Origin of the sequence: Oceanicella sp. SM1341, from assembly GCF_003448965.1 — a bacterium.
GTDB lineage: Bacteria > Pseudomonadota > Alphaproteobacteria > Rhodobacterales > Rhodobacteraceae > Paroceanicella.
On sequence record NZ_QRGC01000006.1, the window covers coordinates 41,889 to 57,107 of the forward strand.

At 71.8% G+C, this 15,219-nt stretch carries 13 protein-coding genes; 5 read left to right on the forward strand and 8 right to left on the reverse strand.

What is annotated here, in order from left to right; translation table 11 throughout:
• Positions 1-15 precede the first annotated feature (15 nt).
• From atzF to D3P35_RS07775, 5 genes are read right to left on the reverse strand one after another with little or no spacing between them, the layout of a single operon-like run.
• Positions 16-1,818 (reverse strand): allophanate hydrolase, encoded by a 1,803-nt coding sequence (gene atzF, locus D3P35_RS07755; protein WP_118134143.1) that lies wholly within the window; start codon positions 1,816-1,818, stop codon positions 16-18.
• 26 nt (positions 1,819-1,844) lie between these two features.
• A complete protein-coding gene (locus tag D3P35_RS07760) occupies positions 1,845-3,542 on the reverse strand; it encodes an ABC transporter ATP-binding protein (RefSeq protein ID WP_118134144.1) in 1,698 nt (565 codons plus the stop codon).
• Positions 3,543-3,544: 2 nt separating this feature from the next.
• A complete protein-coding gene (locus tag D3P35_RS07765) occupies positions 3,545-4,417 on the reverse strand; it encodes an ABC transporter permease (RefSeq protein ID WP_118134145.1) in 873 nt (290 codons plus the stop codon).
• A complete protein-coding gene (locus D3P35_RS07770) occupies positions 4,414-5,439 on the reverse strand; it encodes an ABC transporter permease (RefSeq protein WP_118134146.1) in 1,026 nt (341 codons plus the stop codon). Before D3P35_RS07770 ends, D3P35_RS07765 begins: the two co-directional genes overlap by 4 nt.
• 3 nt (positions 5,440-5,442) lie before the next feature.
• Positions 5,443-7,044: an ABC transporter substrate-binding protein gene (locus D3P35_RS07775; protein ID WP_118134147.1), complete on the reverse strand. Its 1,602-nt coding sequence runs from the start codon at positions 7,042-7,044 to the stop codon at positions 5,443-5,445.
• Positions 7,045-7,183: 139 nt separating this feature from the next.
• On the opposite strand from D3P35_RS07775, the gene D3P35_RS07780 reads away from it, so the two are divergent.
• Entirely contained in the window at positions 7,184-8,089 is a 906-nt protein-coding gene (locus D3P35_RS07780) for a LysR family transcriptional regulator (RefSeq protein ID WP_118134148.1), read from the forward strand.
• Positions 8,090-8,121: 32 nt separating this feature from the next.
• On the opposite strand, the gene D3P35_RS07785 is transcribed toward D3P35_RS07780, so the two are convergent.
• Together D3P35_RS07785 and D3P35_RS07790 are read right to left on the reverse strand one after the other, a co-directional pair.
• On the reverse strand, positions 8,122-8,541 hold the full coding sequence (locus D3P35_RS07785) for a hypothetical protein (RefSeq protein WP_118134149.1): 420 nt from the start codon (positions 8,539-8,541) through the stop codon (positions 8,122-8,124).
• Between the two features lie 14 nt (positions 8,542-8,555).
• Entirely contained in the window at positions 8,556-9,305 is a 750-nt protein-coding gene (locus tag D3P35_RS07790) for a glucose 1-dehydrogenase (protein ID WP_118134150.1), read from the reverse strand.
• A gap of 99 nt (positions 9,306-9,404) precedes the next feature.
• On the opposite strand from D3P35_RS07790, the gene D3P35_RS07795 reads away from it, so the two are divergent.
• Together D3P35_RS07795 and D3P35_RS07800 are read left to right on the forward strand one after the other, a co-directional pair.
• Positions 9,405-10,313, forward strand: coding sequence for a LysR family transcriptional regulator (locus D3P35_RS07795; RefSeq protein ID WP_118134151.1), 909 nt, complete (start codon positions 9,405-9,407; stop codon positions 10,311-10,313).
• A gap of 542 nt (positions 10,314-10,855) precedes the next feature.
• A complete protein-coding gene (locus D3P35_RS07800) occupies positions 10,856-11,686 on the forward strand; it encodes an alpha/beta fold hydrolase (RefSeq protein ID WP_118134287.1) in 831 nt (276 codons plus the stop codon).
• A 70-nt stretch (positions 11,687-11,756) separates the two neighbouring features.
• On the opposite strand, the gene D3P35_RS07805 is transcribed toward D3P35_RS07800, so the two are convergent.
• Entirely contained in the window at positions 11,757-12,614 is an 858-nt protein-coding gene (locus D3P35_RS07805; protein ID WP_118134152.1) for a LysR family transcriptional regulator, read from the reverse strand.
• Positions 12,615-12,719: 105 nt separating this feature from the next.
• Here D3P35_RS07805 and D3P35_RS07810 point away from each other — a divergent pair, with 105 nt between their 5' ends.
• Both D3P35_RS07810 and D3P35_RS07815 read left to right on the forward strand, forming a co-directional pair.
• Positions 12,720-14,039 carry an aspartate aminotransferase family protein gene (locus tag D3P35_RS07810; protein WP_118134153.1) on the forward strand — a complete coding sequence of 440 codons (1,320 nt, stop codon included), beginning with the start codon at positions 12,720-12,722 and terminating at the stop codon, positions 14,037-14,039.
• A 199-nt stretch (positions 14,040-14,238) separates the two neighbouring features.
• Positions 14,239-15,135 (forward strand): LysR family transcriptional regulator, encoded by an 897-nt coding sequence (locus tag D3P35_RS07815; RefSeq protein WP_118134154.1) that lies wholly within the window; start codon positions 14,239-14,241, stop codon positions 15,133-15,135.
• Positions 15,136-15,219 lie beyond the last annotated feature (84 nt).

Here is a 15,219-nt window from a genome sequence, read left to right on the forward strand (position 1 = left end):
CCCTTGCGGGCCACGTCAGGCAGCGCCCTTGCGGGCGACGGCGGCCTTGCGGGCGAGGTGGCTGCGCCAGTCCCCGAGGGCGGTGATGTCCTCGGCGCCGCGCGTCGCGATCTCCTCGCAGAGGAAACCGGGCACCGCGCTGCCGTCCTCGAGCACCACCCGGCCGATGCCGAGCGGGCCGGGGATGCCGGCGACGAAGGAGCCGAAGGCCTCCATCGGCATCGCCCAGACCTCCACCGCGATGGCGGCGCCCTCGTCAGGGCCCACGCGCACGAGGCCGGGGCGCACCCCGTCGGGCAGGGCGAAGAACCGGTAGTCCGGCGCGGTGCGGCAGGCGCGCAGGAAGCGGCCCGCGCGCTCGGCGATCTGGTGGTTCAGCCCCAGCCCGGACATGTGCGCGCCGCAGACCGCGACCGCCACCTCGCCCGGCCCCGGCTCCGCCACCGGCAGGGGCGCGGCGGGGCGGGCCCAGGCGGTGGCGCCGAGCGGGCCGGCCTCCACCAGCGTGGCGGTGGCGGCCAGAGCGGCGTCCTGCCCGGCGCGGCCCAGCAGGGTGACGGAGGCCGGGCGCCCGTCCTCGCGCTGCCCGCAGGGCACGGCGAGGCCGCACATGTCGAGCAGGTTGACGAAATTGGTGTAGGTGCCGAGGCGCGAGTTGTGGAGCACGGGGTCTTCCGCGTCCTGCGCGCGGGTGACGAAACAGGGGATGGTGGGCACGCAGAGCATGTCGATGCCGGCCATGGCCGCGGTGCAGTGCCGGCGCAGCTCGGCCAGCCGGTAGATGCCGCGGAAGGCGTCGACCGCCGAAAGCGCGAGCCCCTGCGAGACGATGGCGCGGGTGACCGGGTGGAGCGTCTCCGGCGCCTGCGTGAGCCGCGCGCCCACGGCGGCGGTGCGCTCGGCCACCCAGGCGCCCTCGTAGAGCATGGCCGCCACGTCGTAGAACGGGGTGAAGTCGATCTCGCGGATCTCCACGCCGCGGGTGCGCAGCGCGGTGAGCGTGGCGCGGAACGCGGCCTCCTGCGCCCGGTCGCCGAAGGTGATCAGGCTGGCGGCATCGGGCACGGCGATGGTGAGGTGCGGCGGCACCTGCGGCAGCGGCTGCGCGGGGAAGGCGCGGGAATAGGCATCCTCCGGGTCATGCGCGGCGGCGGCGGTGTGCACCTCCCAGGCATCCGCCACGGTGAGGGCGAAGACCGAGATCGTGTCGAGCGTGCGGCAGGCCGGCACCATGCCGGAGGCGGAGAGGGCGCCGAGGGTGGGCTTCAGCCCCACGATGCCGTTGAGCGCCGCCGGCACCCGGCCGGAGCCCGCGGTATCCGTGCCCAGCGAGAAGGCGACGATGCCGCGCGCCACCACCACGCCGGAGCCGCCGGAGGACCCGCCGGGCACGATCTCGGGGTCGAGCGCGTTCCGCGGCACCGGGTGCGGCGTGCGGGTGCCCACGAGGCCGGTGGCGAACTGGTCGAGGTTGGTCTTGCCGATGACGATGGCGCCCGCGGCGCGCAGCCGGGCCACCACGAAGGCATCGCCCTCCGGCAGGTAGGCGAAATCCGGGCAGGCGGCGGTGGTGGGCATGCCGGCCACGTCGATATTGTCCTTCACCGCGAAGGGGATGCCCCAGAGCGGCCGGCCGTCGGGCTGGCCGAGGGCGCGGGCGGCGGAGAGAGCCGCCTCGCGGTCGGTGTGCAGGAAGATGCCGGGGTCGGCGGCGGCCTCGAGCCGGGCGAAGACCTCTTCGATGACCGCCTCGGGGCGGGTGCCGGCGGCATAGGCGGCGCGCAGCGCGCCGAGGGTGAAGGGCAGGTCGGAAAGCATCTGAGGGGGTCCTTGAGGCTGTCGTGTCAGGCTGCGGGAGGCGTGGCGGCGGAAGGCGCCTGCGGTGTGGAAGTTGCAGGCGCGGGCGCCTGAGACGCAGAAGTTGCAGGCGCGGGCGCCTGCGGGGCGGCGGAGAGCAGGGCGCGCGTGTACTCCGAGGCGGGGTCGTTCATCACCCGCTCGGCGGGGCCGACCTCGACGATCTCGCCGCCCTTCATCACCACCACCCGGTCGCAGAGCAGGCGCACCACGTTCAGGTCATGACTCACGAAGAGGTAGGACATGCCCAGCCGGGCGCGCAGGTCTGCGAGCAGGTTCAGCACCACGGCCTGGATGGAGACGTCGAGCGCCGCGGTGGGCTCGTCGAGGATGAGGAAATCCGGCTCCGGCGCGATGGCCCGGGCGATGCCCACGCGCGCCTTCTGCCCGCCGGAGAGCTGGTGGGGGAACCGGTCGAGCAGGTGGGCGGGCAGGCCGGTGAGCCGGGCGAGCTCCTCCACCCGCGCCGTGAGGGCGGCGCCGGAGAGGCCCGTCATGCGCTTCAGCGGCTCGGCGATGGACTGGCGGGCGGAGTGCCTCGGGTTGAGGCTGTCCGTCGCGTCCTGGAACACCATCTGGATCTTCGGGCGCAGCGGGTGGCGGGCAAATTCGGCGGCCGGGATGGCGGCAAGGTCGGTGCCGCGGAACAGGATCTCGCCGGCGCTCGCATCCATCAGCCGCACCAGCATGGCGGAGGTGGTGGACTTGCCGCAGCCGCTCTCGCCCACCAGCCCCACGCTCTCGCCCTGCCGCACGGTGAGGTCGAAGCGCTTCACCGCGTGCACCGGGCCGGACTTGCCGGCATAGGTCTTGGTGAGGCCGCGCACCTCGAGCAGGGGGTCGTCGGAGACCCGGTGCGGCGCCAGCGCCGTGCGCTCGCCCTCCGGCAGCAGGCTGCGCAGGGTGGCGCCGCGGCGCGGCGTGGCGTCGACCAGCTTGCGGGTGTAGGCGTGGGAGGGCCGCACGAAGAGCGCCCCGGGCGCCCCCGCCTCCACGATGGCGCCGTCCTTCATCACCACGATCCGGTCGCAGTATTGCGCTGCGAGGCCGAGGTCATGGGTGATGAGGATGGAGGACATGCCGCGGGCGCGCACCAGGTCGTCCACCAGGTCCATCACCGCCTTCTGGGTGGTGATGTCGAGCCCGGTGGTGGGCTCGTCGGCGATGAGCAGCTTGGGGTCGCAGGCGAGCGCGATGGCGATGACCACGCGCTGGCACATGCCGCCCGACAGCTCGAACGGATAGGCCTCGTAGCGGGCCTCCGCGTCGCGGATCTTCACCGCCTCCAGCGCGGCGATGGCCTTCTGGCGCGCGTCGGCGCGGGTGGCGCGGGCGTGCTGGCGCAGCACGTCCTCGATCTGGTGGCCCACCTTGCGGATGGGATTGAGCGCTGCACGCGGGTTCTGGAAGATCATCGAGATCTCGCGGCCGCGCAGCGCCTTCATGCTCCGCTCCGAGGCCCGGCGCAGGTCGACCCCGGAATAGACCGCCTCGCCCGCCTTGATGCGGCCGCCCGCGTCGAGGATGCGCATCAGCGCGTAGGAGGTGACGGACTTGCCCGAGCCGCTCTCGCCCACGATGCCGAGGCGCTCGCCCTTCGCCAGCTCGAAGCTGATGCCCTTCACCGCCTCCACCTCGCCGCGGCGGGTGCGGAAACCGACCTTCAGATCCTTGATCGAGAGCATGGTCATGTCCTCCGGCGGGGGTCGACGATGTCGCGCAGACCGTCGCCCATCAGGTTGAAGGTGAAGACGGCGAGCATCAGCCAGAGGCCGGGGAACAGCGCGAGCCACCATTCGCCCGAGACGATGAAATTCGCCCCCTCGGCCACCATGATGCCCCATTCCGGCGTGGGCGGGCGCACGCCGAGCCCGATGAAGCTCAGGCCCGCGGCATTCAGGATGGCCCAGCCGAGGTTGAGCGAGACCTGCACCATCATCGGCGGCAGGGCGTTGGGGAAGATGTGGAAGGCCACCACGCGGGCGTCGGAATTGCCGGCGAGCTTCGCGGCCTGGGTGAAGCCCGCCTCGCGGCGGATGTTCACCTCGGCCCGCACCAGCCTTGCGTAGAAGGGCACGTTGATGATGGCGGTGGCGTAGATGATGTTGGCCACCGAGTTTCCCAGCGCCGCCACGATGCCCATGGCCAGCACGAAGAGCGGGAAGGCCATGATGGTGTCGAGCACGCGGTTGAGGATGATGTCGGTCCAGCCGCCGCGGTAGCCCGCCACGGCGCCCAGCACCGAGCCCACGACGAAGGAAAGCGCCACCGCGGCCACCGAGATCACCAGGTCGAGCCTTGTCGCCACGATCACGCGGGAGAACACGTCGCGCCCCAGGCTGTCGGTGCCGAACCAGTGCGCGGCGGAGGGCGGCTGCAGGGCGATGGCCGCCTCGGTGGCCAGCGGGTCGTAGGGCACCAGCATGGGCCCGAACAGCGCGGAGCCGAGGAAGAAGGCGAAGAGCGCGAAGGACAGCGCCGTCACCGGGTTTTCGCGCAGCACGTAGGCCACGTGGCCCATGGTGCCGGAGCGGGCGGGGGGGTCGGCCTGAACGGTCATTTCGCCTCCGTTCCGAAGCGCGGGTCGATCACCGAATAGGCAAGGTCGATCGCGAGGTTGAGCAGGACGAAGAGCAGGGCCATGCACAGCACGAAGCCCTGCACGGCGGCATAGTCGGACACCACCAGCGCCTCGACGGCGTAGGAGCCGATGCCGGGCCAGGCGAAGACCTTCTCCACCAGCACGTTGGCGCCGAGCACGAAGGAAAACACCATGCCCAGCGTGGTGACCACCGGCAGCAGCGCGTTGCGGAAGGCATAGCCGTAGAGCACCTTGCCCCGGCCCAGCCCCGCCGCGCGGGCGGTGCGGATGTAATCGGCCGATAGCGCCGCGAGCATCGCCGCCCGGGTCATCCGCGCGATGGGGGCGAGGGTGAAGAGCGCCAGCGTGATCGCCGGCAGGATGAGCTGCTTCAGCGTGCCGAGCCATGTCTCCCAGTCGCCCATCAGGGCGGAGTCGACCAGGAAGAAGCCGGTCACCGGGTCGGGCTCGAGGTAGATGAAGTCGAGCCGGCCCAGCGGCGAGGGCGCGATGCCCAGCAGGTAGTAGAAGACGTAGATCAGCACGATGCCGGTGAAGAATGTGGGCAGCGAGACCCCCGCCGTCACCAGCAGCCGGCAGAGCTGGTCGACCCAGCTTCCCGGCCGGGTGGCGGCCAGCACGCCCAGCGGGATGGCGATGGCGCAGGACAGGATCAGCGCCGTGAGCGTGAGCTCGAGCGAGGCCGGCAGGCGGGAGGCGAGCTCCTCCGCCACCGGCCGGCCGGTGGACACCGACTGGCCGAGGTCACCCTGCAGCAGGTCCCCGCAGTAGATGAGGAACTGCTGCAGCAGCGGCTTGTCGAGCCCCAGCGAGGCGCGCACCTGTTCGATCGATTCCGGCGTGGCCGCCGCTCCGGCGAATTGCACTGCCGGGTCTCCCGGCAGCGCGCGGGTGAGGAGGAAGGAGATCACCACCACCCCCAGCACCACGGGCACCGACTGTGCGATGCGCAGTCCGACGGCTGTCCAGCGGCCCGCCATGGCTCAGCTTTCCGCCGCGCCGAGGGTGCGCACGTCGAGCTGGCGGTGGAACCAGAACTCGTAGCCGTCCGCCCCGTTCATCGCCACGTTCAGCGCCGGCTGGTAGAGCGGGATGCGCGGCAGGTCCTCGATGGCGATCTCGAACATCCGCGCGATCTTGGGCGCGTATTCGGGGTCGTCCATGGGCATGTGCAGCGTCTCGCTGGTGAGCTGCTCCACCTCCTCGTTGTAGTAGTTGGAGGAGTTGAACAGGTGGCCCTTCTGGTAGGCCCAGAAGAAGTAGTAGTCCGGCGTGTTCAGCCAGCCGCCGAAATTCTCCAGGTGCATGGCGAGGCGCTTTTCCACCAGGCAGGCGGTGCGCCAGTTCGCGCCGGGGATCTTTTCCACCGTGGCGTTGATGCCGATCTTGCCCACGGCCTCCTGGATCAGCAGCGCCGCCGGCTCCATCCAGGTGGCGAGATCGGTGGAAATGGAGAGGGTGACGTCGAAACCCTCCGCGTAGCCGGAGGCGGCCATGTGCGCCTTCGCCTTCTCGAGGTCGGTCACGTAGGGGAATTTCCGCGGCCAGGCGGTGTCGGTGATCCCGGCCTCGCCGCCCCAGAGCGGCGCGCCGCGCTCATAGGCGGCGGCGCGGAAGATGTCCTCGTAGGGCACCACGCAGGCGATGGCCTTGCGCACCTCGGGGTCGGTGAAGGGGGCGAAATTGGTGTTCAGGCACAGGGCGTGGATGCAGTTCTCGATCGGGGTGGAGAACACGGTGAGGCTGTCAGCGAGCTCGGAGGCGTCCTTGTCGGGGATGTCGAAGGCCACCTGCACGTCGCCGCGCTCGACCAGCGCGCGCTGGGTGGCGGCGGAGGGCACCTCGCGCAGGATGATGCGCTTCACCTTCGGCGCCGGGCCGCCGGCCCAGCCGTCGAACCGCTCGTAGACCACCTGCTGGCCGGGGGTCCAGCGGCTCACGGTATAGGCGCCGGAGCCGATGGTGTTCTGGTGGAGATACTCCATCGCCCAGGGGTCGGCCTCGGTGGCGTGGCTCTTGGCGAGCGCGGAGTTGATGATGAAGGGCACCGGCACCGCGAGGTCGGGCAGCGACAGCTTGGAGGGCTTGTCGAGCTTCACCACGAAGGTCCTGTCATCCACCGCCTCGAACTGGTCCGGGCGCACCAGCCCGCCGGCCTGCATCTGCGTGGTGGGGAAGCCGCCCACGGTGACCGCCCGGTCGAACGACCATTTCACGTCATGGGCGGTCACCTTCGAGCCGTCCTGGAAGGTGGCGTCCTTGAGGGTGAAGGTGAGGGTGAGCCCGTCCTCCGAGATGGTCCAGCTCTCGGCGAGCTCCGGCTCGATGGTGGAGTAGTCGTAGCTCAGCCCGCCGCCCGGGGCCTCCTTCGCACCGAAGGTCACCAGCCGGTCGTAGCAGTTCACCGCGATCTGGTAGCTGGCGCGGTTGGTGCCGGTGCGGTGCAGGTCGAGCGAGTTGATGGTCTGCCCGCTCACCACCACCAGCGTGTCGGTGGCGGCGGCGGCCGGCAGGGCGCGGGCGAAGGGCAGCGCCCCCATCAGGGCGGCACCGGTCTTGAGGAAAGTACGTCGGGTCTGGGTCATGGCGGCCTCGGCGGTGGGTCGGTGGACGGGTCCGGGAACGGATTGGATGAAGCCTGCACGCTTGAGGCGTTCGCGAAAATTGCTACGATTTCACCAATGCGGTGCATTTCCAGCACCACCTGACAGAAAAGCGCGCGATATGAAACACTTGTATACGTTTCAGCTGATCGAATCCGTGGCGCGCATGGGCTCGATGCGCCGCGCGGCGGAGGACATGAACCTCACCGCCTCGGCGTTGAACCGGCGAATCCGCCGCTTCGAGGAGGAGTTCGGCGCCGAGATCTTCGAGCGCCTGCCCGGCGGCGTGCGGCTCAACCCCGCGGGCGAGCTGCTGCTGCACCATTACCGCGCCACGCGCTCCGACCTCTCGCGCGTGCAGGGCCAGGTGGCCGACCTCGCGGGTGAGCGGCGCGGCCATGTCTCCATCGCCTGCTCCCAGGCGCTGGCGCCCTATTTCCTGCCCGAGCAGATCGCCCGCTACCGCGCCGAGCACCCCGGGGTCACCTTCACGGTGAACGTGCGCGACCGGGCCCAGGCCGAGGCGGAGCTGGCGAGCTACTCCTCCGACCTCGCGCTGGTGTTCGAGCCGGTCTACCTGGTGGATTTCGAGGTGATCCAGACCCTGCCGCAACCGGTGCACGCGGTGATGGCGGCCGACCATCCGCTGGTGGGCAAGAAGGAGCTGCGCCTGCGCGACTGCCTCGAGCATGCCCATGTGGCCCCCAGCACGGCCTATGGCGTGCGCCACCTGCTCGACTTCGCGGCCCGGCGGCTGGGCCGGCGCATGGCCCCGGTGGTGGAGACCGAGAGCTTCGATCTCATCCGCCACTACGTGCTGCACGAGCGGGCGCTCGGCTTCCAGATCCCCATCGGGCTGCAGGCCCCGGCGGACGGGGCGCTGCGCTTCCGCGCCATCTCCGAGCGCGACATCCCGCCGGGCAGCCTGATCCTCGGGCAGATGCGCGGCCGCACCCTGCCGGTGGCCTCGGCGCGCTTTGCCATGCAGCTCGCCGCGGCGCTGGTGGAACAGGCCGGCCGGGGCTGAGCGGCCCCGGCCGCCCGTGCCTCAGCCCGGCCTCAGCCCCGCCCGCGCGGCGGCAGGAAGGCCCCCGCGCGGGCGAGGTCGGGCCAGGGCTGCACGGTCTCACCCGTGCAGCGCCACCCTTCCGGCAGCCGGCGCAGGCGCAGCTCGTAGAGCGCCGGCTCCGCCACCGGGCTCATGCGCCGGTAGAGGAGCGCGGTGGCGAAATCGCCCTGCTGTTCCACGTGAAGCAGCCGGTACTCGGTGGAGAGCGGCGGCTCGCCCGCCGCGCGCCGGGCGGCGAACTCGGCGATGAACTGCGCCTTCGGGCTGCGCGCCACGCCCCCGTCGGCGGTGAGGAACAGGATGGCCTGGTCCTCGGTGTAGAGCGCCTGCATGCCCTCGGTGTCATAGGCGCTGCCGATCCGCACGATACGGTCGATGAAGGCGGGGATCTCGGGGTCGATGTCCATCATGATGGTCTCCGGTTTCAAAGGATGGCCATGCCGCCGTCGACCCTGAGGTCGATGCCGGTCACGAAGCTGCTGGCGTCCGAGGCGAGGAACAGCGCCGCATCGGCGAGTTCCTCGGGCCGGCCGAGGCGGCCGAGCGGGATGGCGGCGGCCATCGCGGCCTCGAAGCTCGGCCGGTCCTGCGGCGCCACGCCGAGCTTCTCGAGGATGGCGGTGTCCACCGGGCCGGGGCTGAGCAGGTTCACCCGGATGCGCCGCGCGCTCATCTCCGCCGCCCAGGCCTTCACGAAGGCGCCGAGCGCGGCCTTGGAGCCGGCATAGACCGCGTGGCCATCCAGCCGCTTTTCCGATGCCAGCGAGCCGGTGACGATCACCGAGGCGCCGTCGCGCAGCACCGGGCGGATGGCCTGCACGCCGAAGAAGGTGCCGCGGGTGTTGGTGTCGAACTGGGCGTCGTACTCCGCCTCGTCCACCGCCTCGGAGGGGGTGATGGTGTTCACCCCGGCATTGGCGAAGTAGATGTCGCAGCCGCCGAACCGGCTGTGCACCAGTTCCGCCACCGCGCGGTGATGGGCCGTGTCCGCCACGTCGCCGCGCAGGGCGAGGGCTCCATGGCCGATATCGGCCAGGGCGGCGTCGAGCGCCGCCTGCCTGCGCCCGGTGATCACCACCTGCGCGCCCTCCCGGGCGAAGGCCCGGGCCGCGGCGAGGCCGATGCCGCTGTTGCCGCCGGTCACCACGGCCGTCTTTCCCTCGAGTCTGCTCATCGAACTGCTCCTGTTTCGGGGTCCGGCACCGAAATGGCCGTGACATCGCGGCGATGAAAGATCACAGTCCGGCACATCATCTGTGTCATGAGGGAATGAATGGACCCGCTGCTGAACCATGCCGCTGGATTGCTGGCCTTCGTGCGCACGGTGGAGACCGGCAGCTTCAGCGCCGCCGCACGGGCCACCGGCACCTCGCCTTCGGCGGTCTCGCGCAGCGTGGCCCGGCTGGAGCGGCGGCTGGGCACCCGGCTGTTCAACCGCTCCACCCGCGCGCTGGCCCCCACGGCGGAGGGGCGGGCCTGGTTCGAGCGCGTCGCGCCGCTGTTGCGCGCGCTGGCCGACTCGGCCGAGGCCGCCGGCCCGCCGGGCGAGATTTCCGGCACGCTGCGCGTGAGCCTGCCGGGCGACCTGGCGCGGCTGCTCATCGGGCCGCTCACCTCCGGGCTGATGCGCGCGCACCCCGGCCTGGGGCTGGAGCTGAGCTTCGCCGACCGCAGGGTGGACGTGGTGCGCGAGGGCTTCGACCTCGCGGTGCGGGTGGGCCGGCCGGAGGACAGCGAGCTCACCGCCCGGCCGCTGGGCCGGCTGCGCATGGTGCTGGTGGCCGCCCCTGCCCTGCTGGCGCGCCACGGCCGACCGGCCGATCGCGCCGCCCTCGCCGCCCTGCCCTTCGTGCGCTACATGCGCGGCGGCCGCACCCAGCCGGTGAGCTTTGCCACCGGCCCGACGCTGGAGCCCCGCGGGCCGCTGGCGCTGGACGCCGGCCATGCCATCCGCTCCGCGGCGCTGCACGGGGCGGGCGCCGCCCTGCTGATGCGCTGCGTGGTGGCCGAGGACATCGCCGCCGGCACGCTCGAGCCGCTGTTGCCGGACGACCCGCTGCCCGACATGCCGGTGACCGGCCTGCACGCCTTCGGCCGCCTCGCCCCGCGCCGGCTGCGCGCCTTCTGCGATGTCCTGGAGGCCGAGTTCGCCCGGCTCGATCCGCCCGGCGGCGGCGCCTGAGCGGGCCGCCGACTCGGCGCCGCCCGCCCCCCTCGCTCCGGGCTCCGCACCGGCCGGCCGCCGACGTTGGGCGCAGTCCGGCCGGCGGAATTCATACCGCCCGGTGAGGCGCTTACACCATCGTATAGGCCCGGAATGCCGGAGGCATAGATGATGGCCGTTCCGGCCACATGCTACTCCTTTCCCCGAAGAAACGCCTGAACGATCGGAGACCGCTCGCGGATGCTCGACCGGGGCCCCGGGGGCCTGCCCGCACTGCCACCGGCCGTGAGCCGCACCGTCAGCGTCGCGCCGGGGCCGGCTCTTCGCGCCACCTTCCCGCCCCCGGAGGCCCCGGGCCGGGTCACGGGCTCCACGCCCGCAAACGCCAGCACATGACACAAGGCCAGGAGATCGACATGCCAGATCCGGACACCGATGGCTTCAACAGACGGGAGGTCGTCCTGGGCGGGGCGAGCATCGCCATGCTCGCCTCCGTGTCGGGCGCCTTCGCCCAGACCACCCCTCCCGCTTTCCCTACCGACAACCAAGGAGCCGAAGAGATGAACTTCGTAACCACTTCCGACGGCGTTTCGATCTTCTACAAGGACTGGGGCCCGCGTGACGGCAAGCCGCTGGTCTTCCATCATGGCTGGCCGCTGACCGCCGACGAATGGGACCCGCAGCTGCTGTTCTTCATCGCCCAGGGCTATCGCGTGATCGCGCATGACCGCCGCGGCCACGGCCGCTCCTCGCAGACCGACACCGGCAACGAGATGGACACCTACGCCGCCGACGTGGCCGCGCTGACCGACGCGCTGGACCTCAGGGGCGCGGTGCACATCGGCCACTCCACCGGGGGCGGCGAGGCGGCGCATTACGTGGCGCGCGCCGCGGAAGGCCGTGTCTCCGGCCTCGTGCTCATCGCCGCGGTGCCCCCGGTGATGGTGAAGAAGGAGAGCAACCCCGGCGGCCTGCCCATCGAGGTGTTCGACGGCTTCCGCACCGCGCTGGCCGCAGACCGCTCGCAATTCTACATCGACATCCCCACCGGCCCGTTCTACGGCTTCAACCGCGAGGGCGCGAAGGTGAGCGAGGGCCTGATCCGCAACTGGTGGCGGCAGGGCATGGTCGGCTCGGCCAAGGCGCATTACGACTGCATCAAGGCCTTCTCGGAGACCGATTTCACCGAGGACCTGAAGAAGATCACCGTGCCCGCGCTGGTGATGCACGGCACCGACGACCAGGTTGTGCCCTACGACGATTCCGGCCCGCTCTCGGCCAAGCTGCTGCAGAACGGCACGCTCAAGACCTACGAGGGCTACCCGCACGGCATGGCCGGGGTGCATGCCGACGTGATCAACGCCGACCTGCTGGCCTGGCTCGAGAGCTGATCCGGCCCGGGCGGGGGGCCGGCCGGCCCCCTGCCCCCGCCCGCCGCTCCCGCCTGTGCGGGCGCCCGCCTCAGGGCGCCCGGCGCAGGTTCTCGCGCACGAATTCGCCGAAGCTGCGCACCACGGCCGAGGGCCGCGCCACGCCGTAGGCCAGGCTGATGCCGATCTCGGGCAGGGCCGGCAACGGCCCGTCGAGCAGGCACAGGTCGGCCGGCACCGCGGCGCGGGTCACCACGCTCACCGCCTGGCCCGAGCGGGTGATGGCCAGCAGTCCTGCCAGGCTGCTGGAGGCGAAGGCGATGCGGTAGGCCCGGCCCGCCGCCTCCATCGCGCTGCAGGCGGCGCGGTGGTCGAGCGTGTCGGGCGCGCCGAGCGCCAGCGGCACCACGGGCCCGCGCAGTGCCGCGGGCTCGGGCGCGTTCCCCACCCACACGAAGCGCTCGCGGCGGATGATCTCCTCCTCCCCGCCGCCGCTGGCCGGCACCGAGACCAGCGCCGCGTCGATGCGGCGGCGGCGCAGCAGGCCGCGCAGCTCCACCGTGGGCGCGCAGACCACCTCGATCTCCACCCCGCCGTGCCGCGCGCCGAAGCCCCGCAGCAGCTCGGGCAGGAAGGCGGTGAGGTAATCCTCCGGGCAGCCGAAGCTGATCGCCCCGCGCAGCCCGCTGCCCGAGAGGCTCTCCAGCGCCTCGTCATGCGCGCCGAGGATGCGCTCGGCATGGATGAGCAGCCGCTCGCCCGTGGCGGTGAGGGCGACGCCCGCGCCGGTGCGGTGCAGGACCGGCTGGCCCACCACCGCCTCGAGCCGCTGCATCTGCATGCTCACCGCCGATTGCGTGCGCCCCACCTGCTGGGCGGCGGCACTGATCGAGCCGCTCCGCGCGACGGAGAGGAAACTGCGCAGCAGGAGGATGTCGAGCGAGGCCATGCGGTATCAATAATACTTATTCCGGCGCCCGGCATTATGAATTTGGCTGACCACGGCGCGCTGGCTAGGCTTTGCACACGGAACCCCACGAGAGAGGCTCGCGCCATGAACAAGACCGCCCCCGCCACCGGGCCCGACGCCGGGTTCTGGACCTCCGTCTCGCGCCACGTGATGCGCTATGGCCCGAGCTTCGAGCAGCGGGTGATCGAGCGCGCCGAGGGCAGCTATGTCTATGACAGCGCGGGCCGACCGATCCTCGACTTCACCTCCGGCCAGATGAGCGCCCTGCTCGGCCATGCCCACCCGGACATCGTGCGCACGGTGCGCGACCAGGTGGGGCGGCTCGACCACCTGTTCAGCGGCATGCTCTCGCGCCCGGTGGTGGAGCTGAGCGAGCGGCTCGGCAGCCTGGTGCCGGGGCTGGAGAAGGTGCTGCTGCTCTCCACGGGGGGCGAGTCGAACGAGGCCGCCATCCGCCTCGCGAAGCTCGTCACCGGCCGGCACGAGATCGTGGCCTTCTCGCGCTCCTGGCATGGCGTGACCGGGGCCGCCGCCTCGGCCACCTACAGCAATGCCCGGCGCGGCTATGGCCCGGCCCATGTCGGGGCCTATGCCATCCCGGCGCCGCATGCCTACCGGCCGCGCTTCACCCATGCCGATGGCAGCCTCGACTGGCAGACCGAGCTCGACGACGCCTTCGAGCTGGTCGACGCCCAGTCCACCGGCTCGCTCGCCGCCTTCATCGCCGAGCCGATCCTCTCCTCCGGCGGCATCATCGAGCTGCCCGTGGGCTACCCCGCCGCGCTGAAGCGCAAGTGCGAGGAGCGCGGCATGCTGCTCATCCTCGACGAGGCGCAGACCGGCATGGGCCGCACCGGCCAGATGTTCGCCTTCCAGCGCGACGGCGTGACCCCGGACATCCTCACCCTGTCCAAGACCCTCGGCGCCGGGCTGCCGCTGGCCGCCGTGCTCACCAGCACCGACATCGAGGAGACGGCGCACCACCGCGGCTTCACCTTCCTCACCACCCATGTCTCCGACCCGCTGCCGGCGGCGGTGGGCCTCACCGTGATGGACGTGCTGGAGCGCGACGGCCTCACCGAGCGGGCCCGGGTGGCGGGCGCCCGGCTGCGCGCGGGGCTGGAGGCGCTGAAACAGCGTTTCGACTGCGTGGGCGACGTGCGGGGCGCCGGCCTGCTGCTGGGCCTCGAGATCGTGACCGACCGCGCCAGCCGGCGCCCCGACCTCGTGACGGGCGACCGCATCGGCGCGGAGGCGATGGCCCGGGGCCTGAGCATGAACATCGTGAAGCTGCCGGCCATGGGCGCGGTGTTCCGCATCGCCCCGCCGCTCACCGCCAGCGACGCGGAGATCGACGAGGGCCTGCACATCATGGCCGAGGCGATCGAGGCCGCCCGCGGCTGAACGCCCGGCGCGGCGCACCCTGCCTCGCCGCACCGGGGCGCCGCTCCATGGCCCCCCATGAGCGAAATTCATCCTGAATTCACCCGCCGGCGGATTTCGGGTTGAGGATCGGCCGCCGCGATGCCATGCGATGATGCCAGCGGCCCCGCCGCTCCGGGCCCCGCCGGCGCATTCGGGGCGTGTCGCGATGGAGCCGGGCATGGACCGTGAACTGCTGGGAGACCTGGCCACCTTCCTCACCGTGGCCGAGGAGGGGAACTTCACCCGCGCCGGCGTGCGCCTCGGCGTGTCGCAATCCGCCGTGAGCCACACCATCCGCCGGCTGGAAGACCGCATCGGCGTGCGGCTGCTCAACCGCAATTCCCGCCGGGTGACCGCGACGGACGCGGGCGAGCAGCTCCTCGCCTCGCTGCAGCCGAGCTTCCGGCATGTCGGCGCCCGGATCGAGGAGATCCGCACCCTGGGCGAGCGCCCCTCCGGGCTGGTCCGGGTGACCGCGAGCGCGCCGGCCGCGCGGCAGATTCTCTGGCCCGTGGCCCGCGCCCTCGTGCGGGACTACCCGCAGGTGCGCATCGAGATCAGCACGGACGGCCGGCTGACCGACCTCGCGGAGGACCGGTTCGACTGCGCCATCCGCCTCGGCGAGCACCTGAGCCCGGACATGATCGCCGTGCCGGTGGGCCCGCCGCTGGAGATGGCGGCCTTCGCCAGCCCCGACTACCTCGCCCGGCACGGCACCCCCGAGCACCCCGACGATCTCGACGGCCATGCCTGCCTGGTGATGCGGCATCGCATCGACGGCCCGGTCTACGACTGGGAGTTCGAGGCAGAGGGACGGGAGATGGTGAAGAAGCTCACCGGCCCCTTCATCCTCAACGATCCGCTGATGGTGCAGACCGCGGCGCTGGCGGGATGCGGCATCGGCTATCTCACCCTGCCCGAAGTGCAGCCGGAGCTGGAGGACGGCCGGCTGGTGCGGCTGCTCGCCGCCTGGTGCCCGCCCTTCGACGGCTACCACCTGTGCTACTCCGGCCGGCGCAACCTCAGCTCGGCCCTGCGCCTGCTCATCGACCGGCTGCGCTACCGGCCAGCATGAACCTCTCTCATGCTGCCAATGCACGGCGCGGGGCTGATGCCGGGCCGCCTCCTGCCCTAGTCTGGCCCGGCACCCCGACACTGG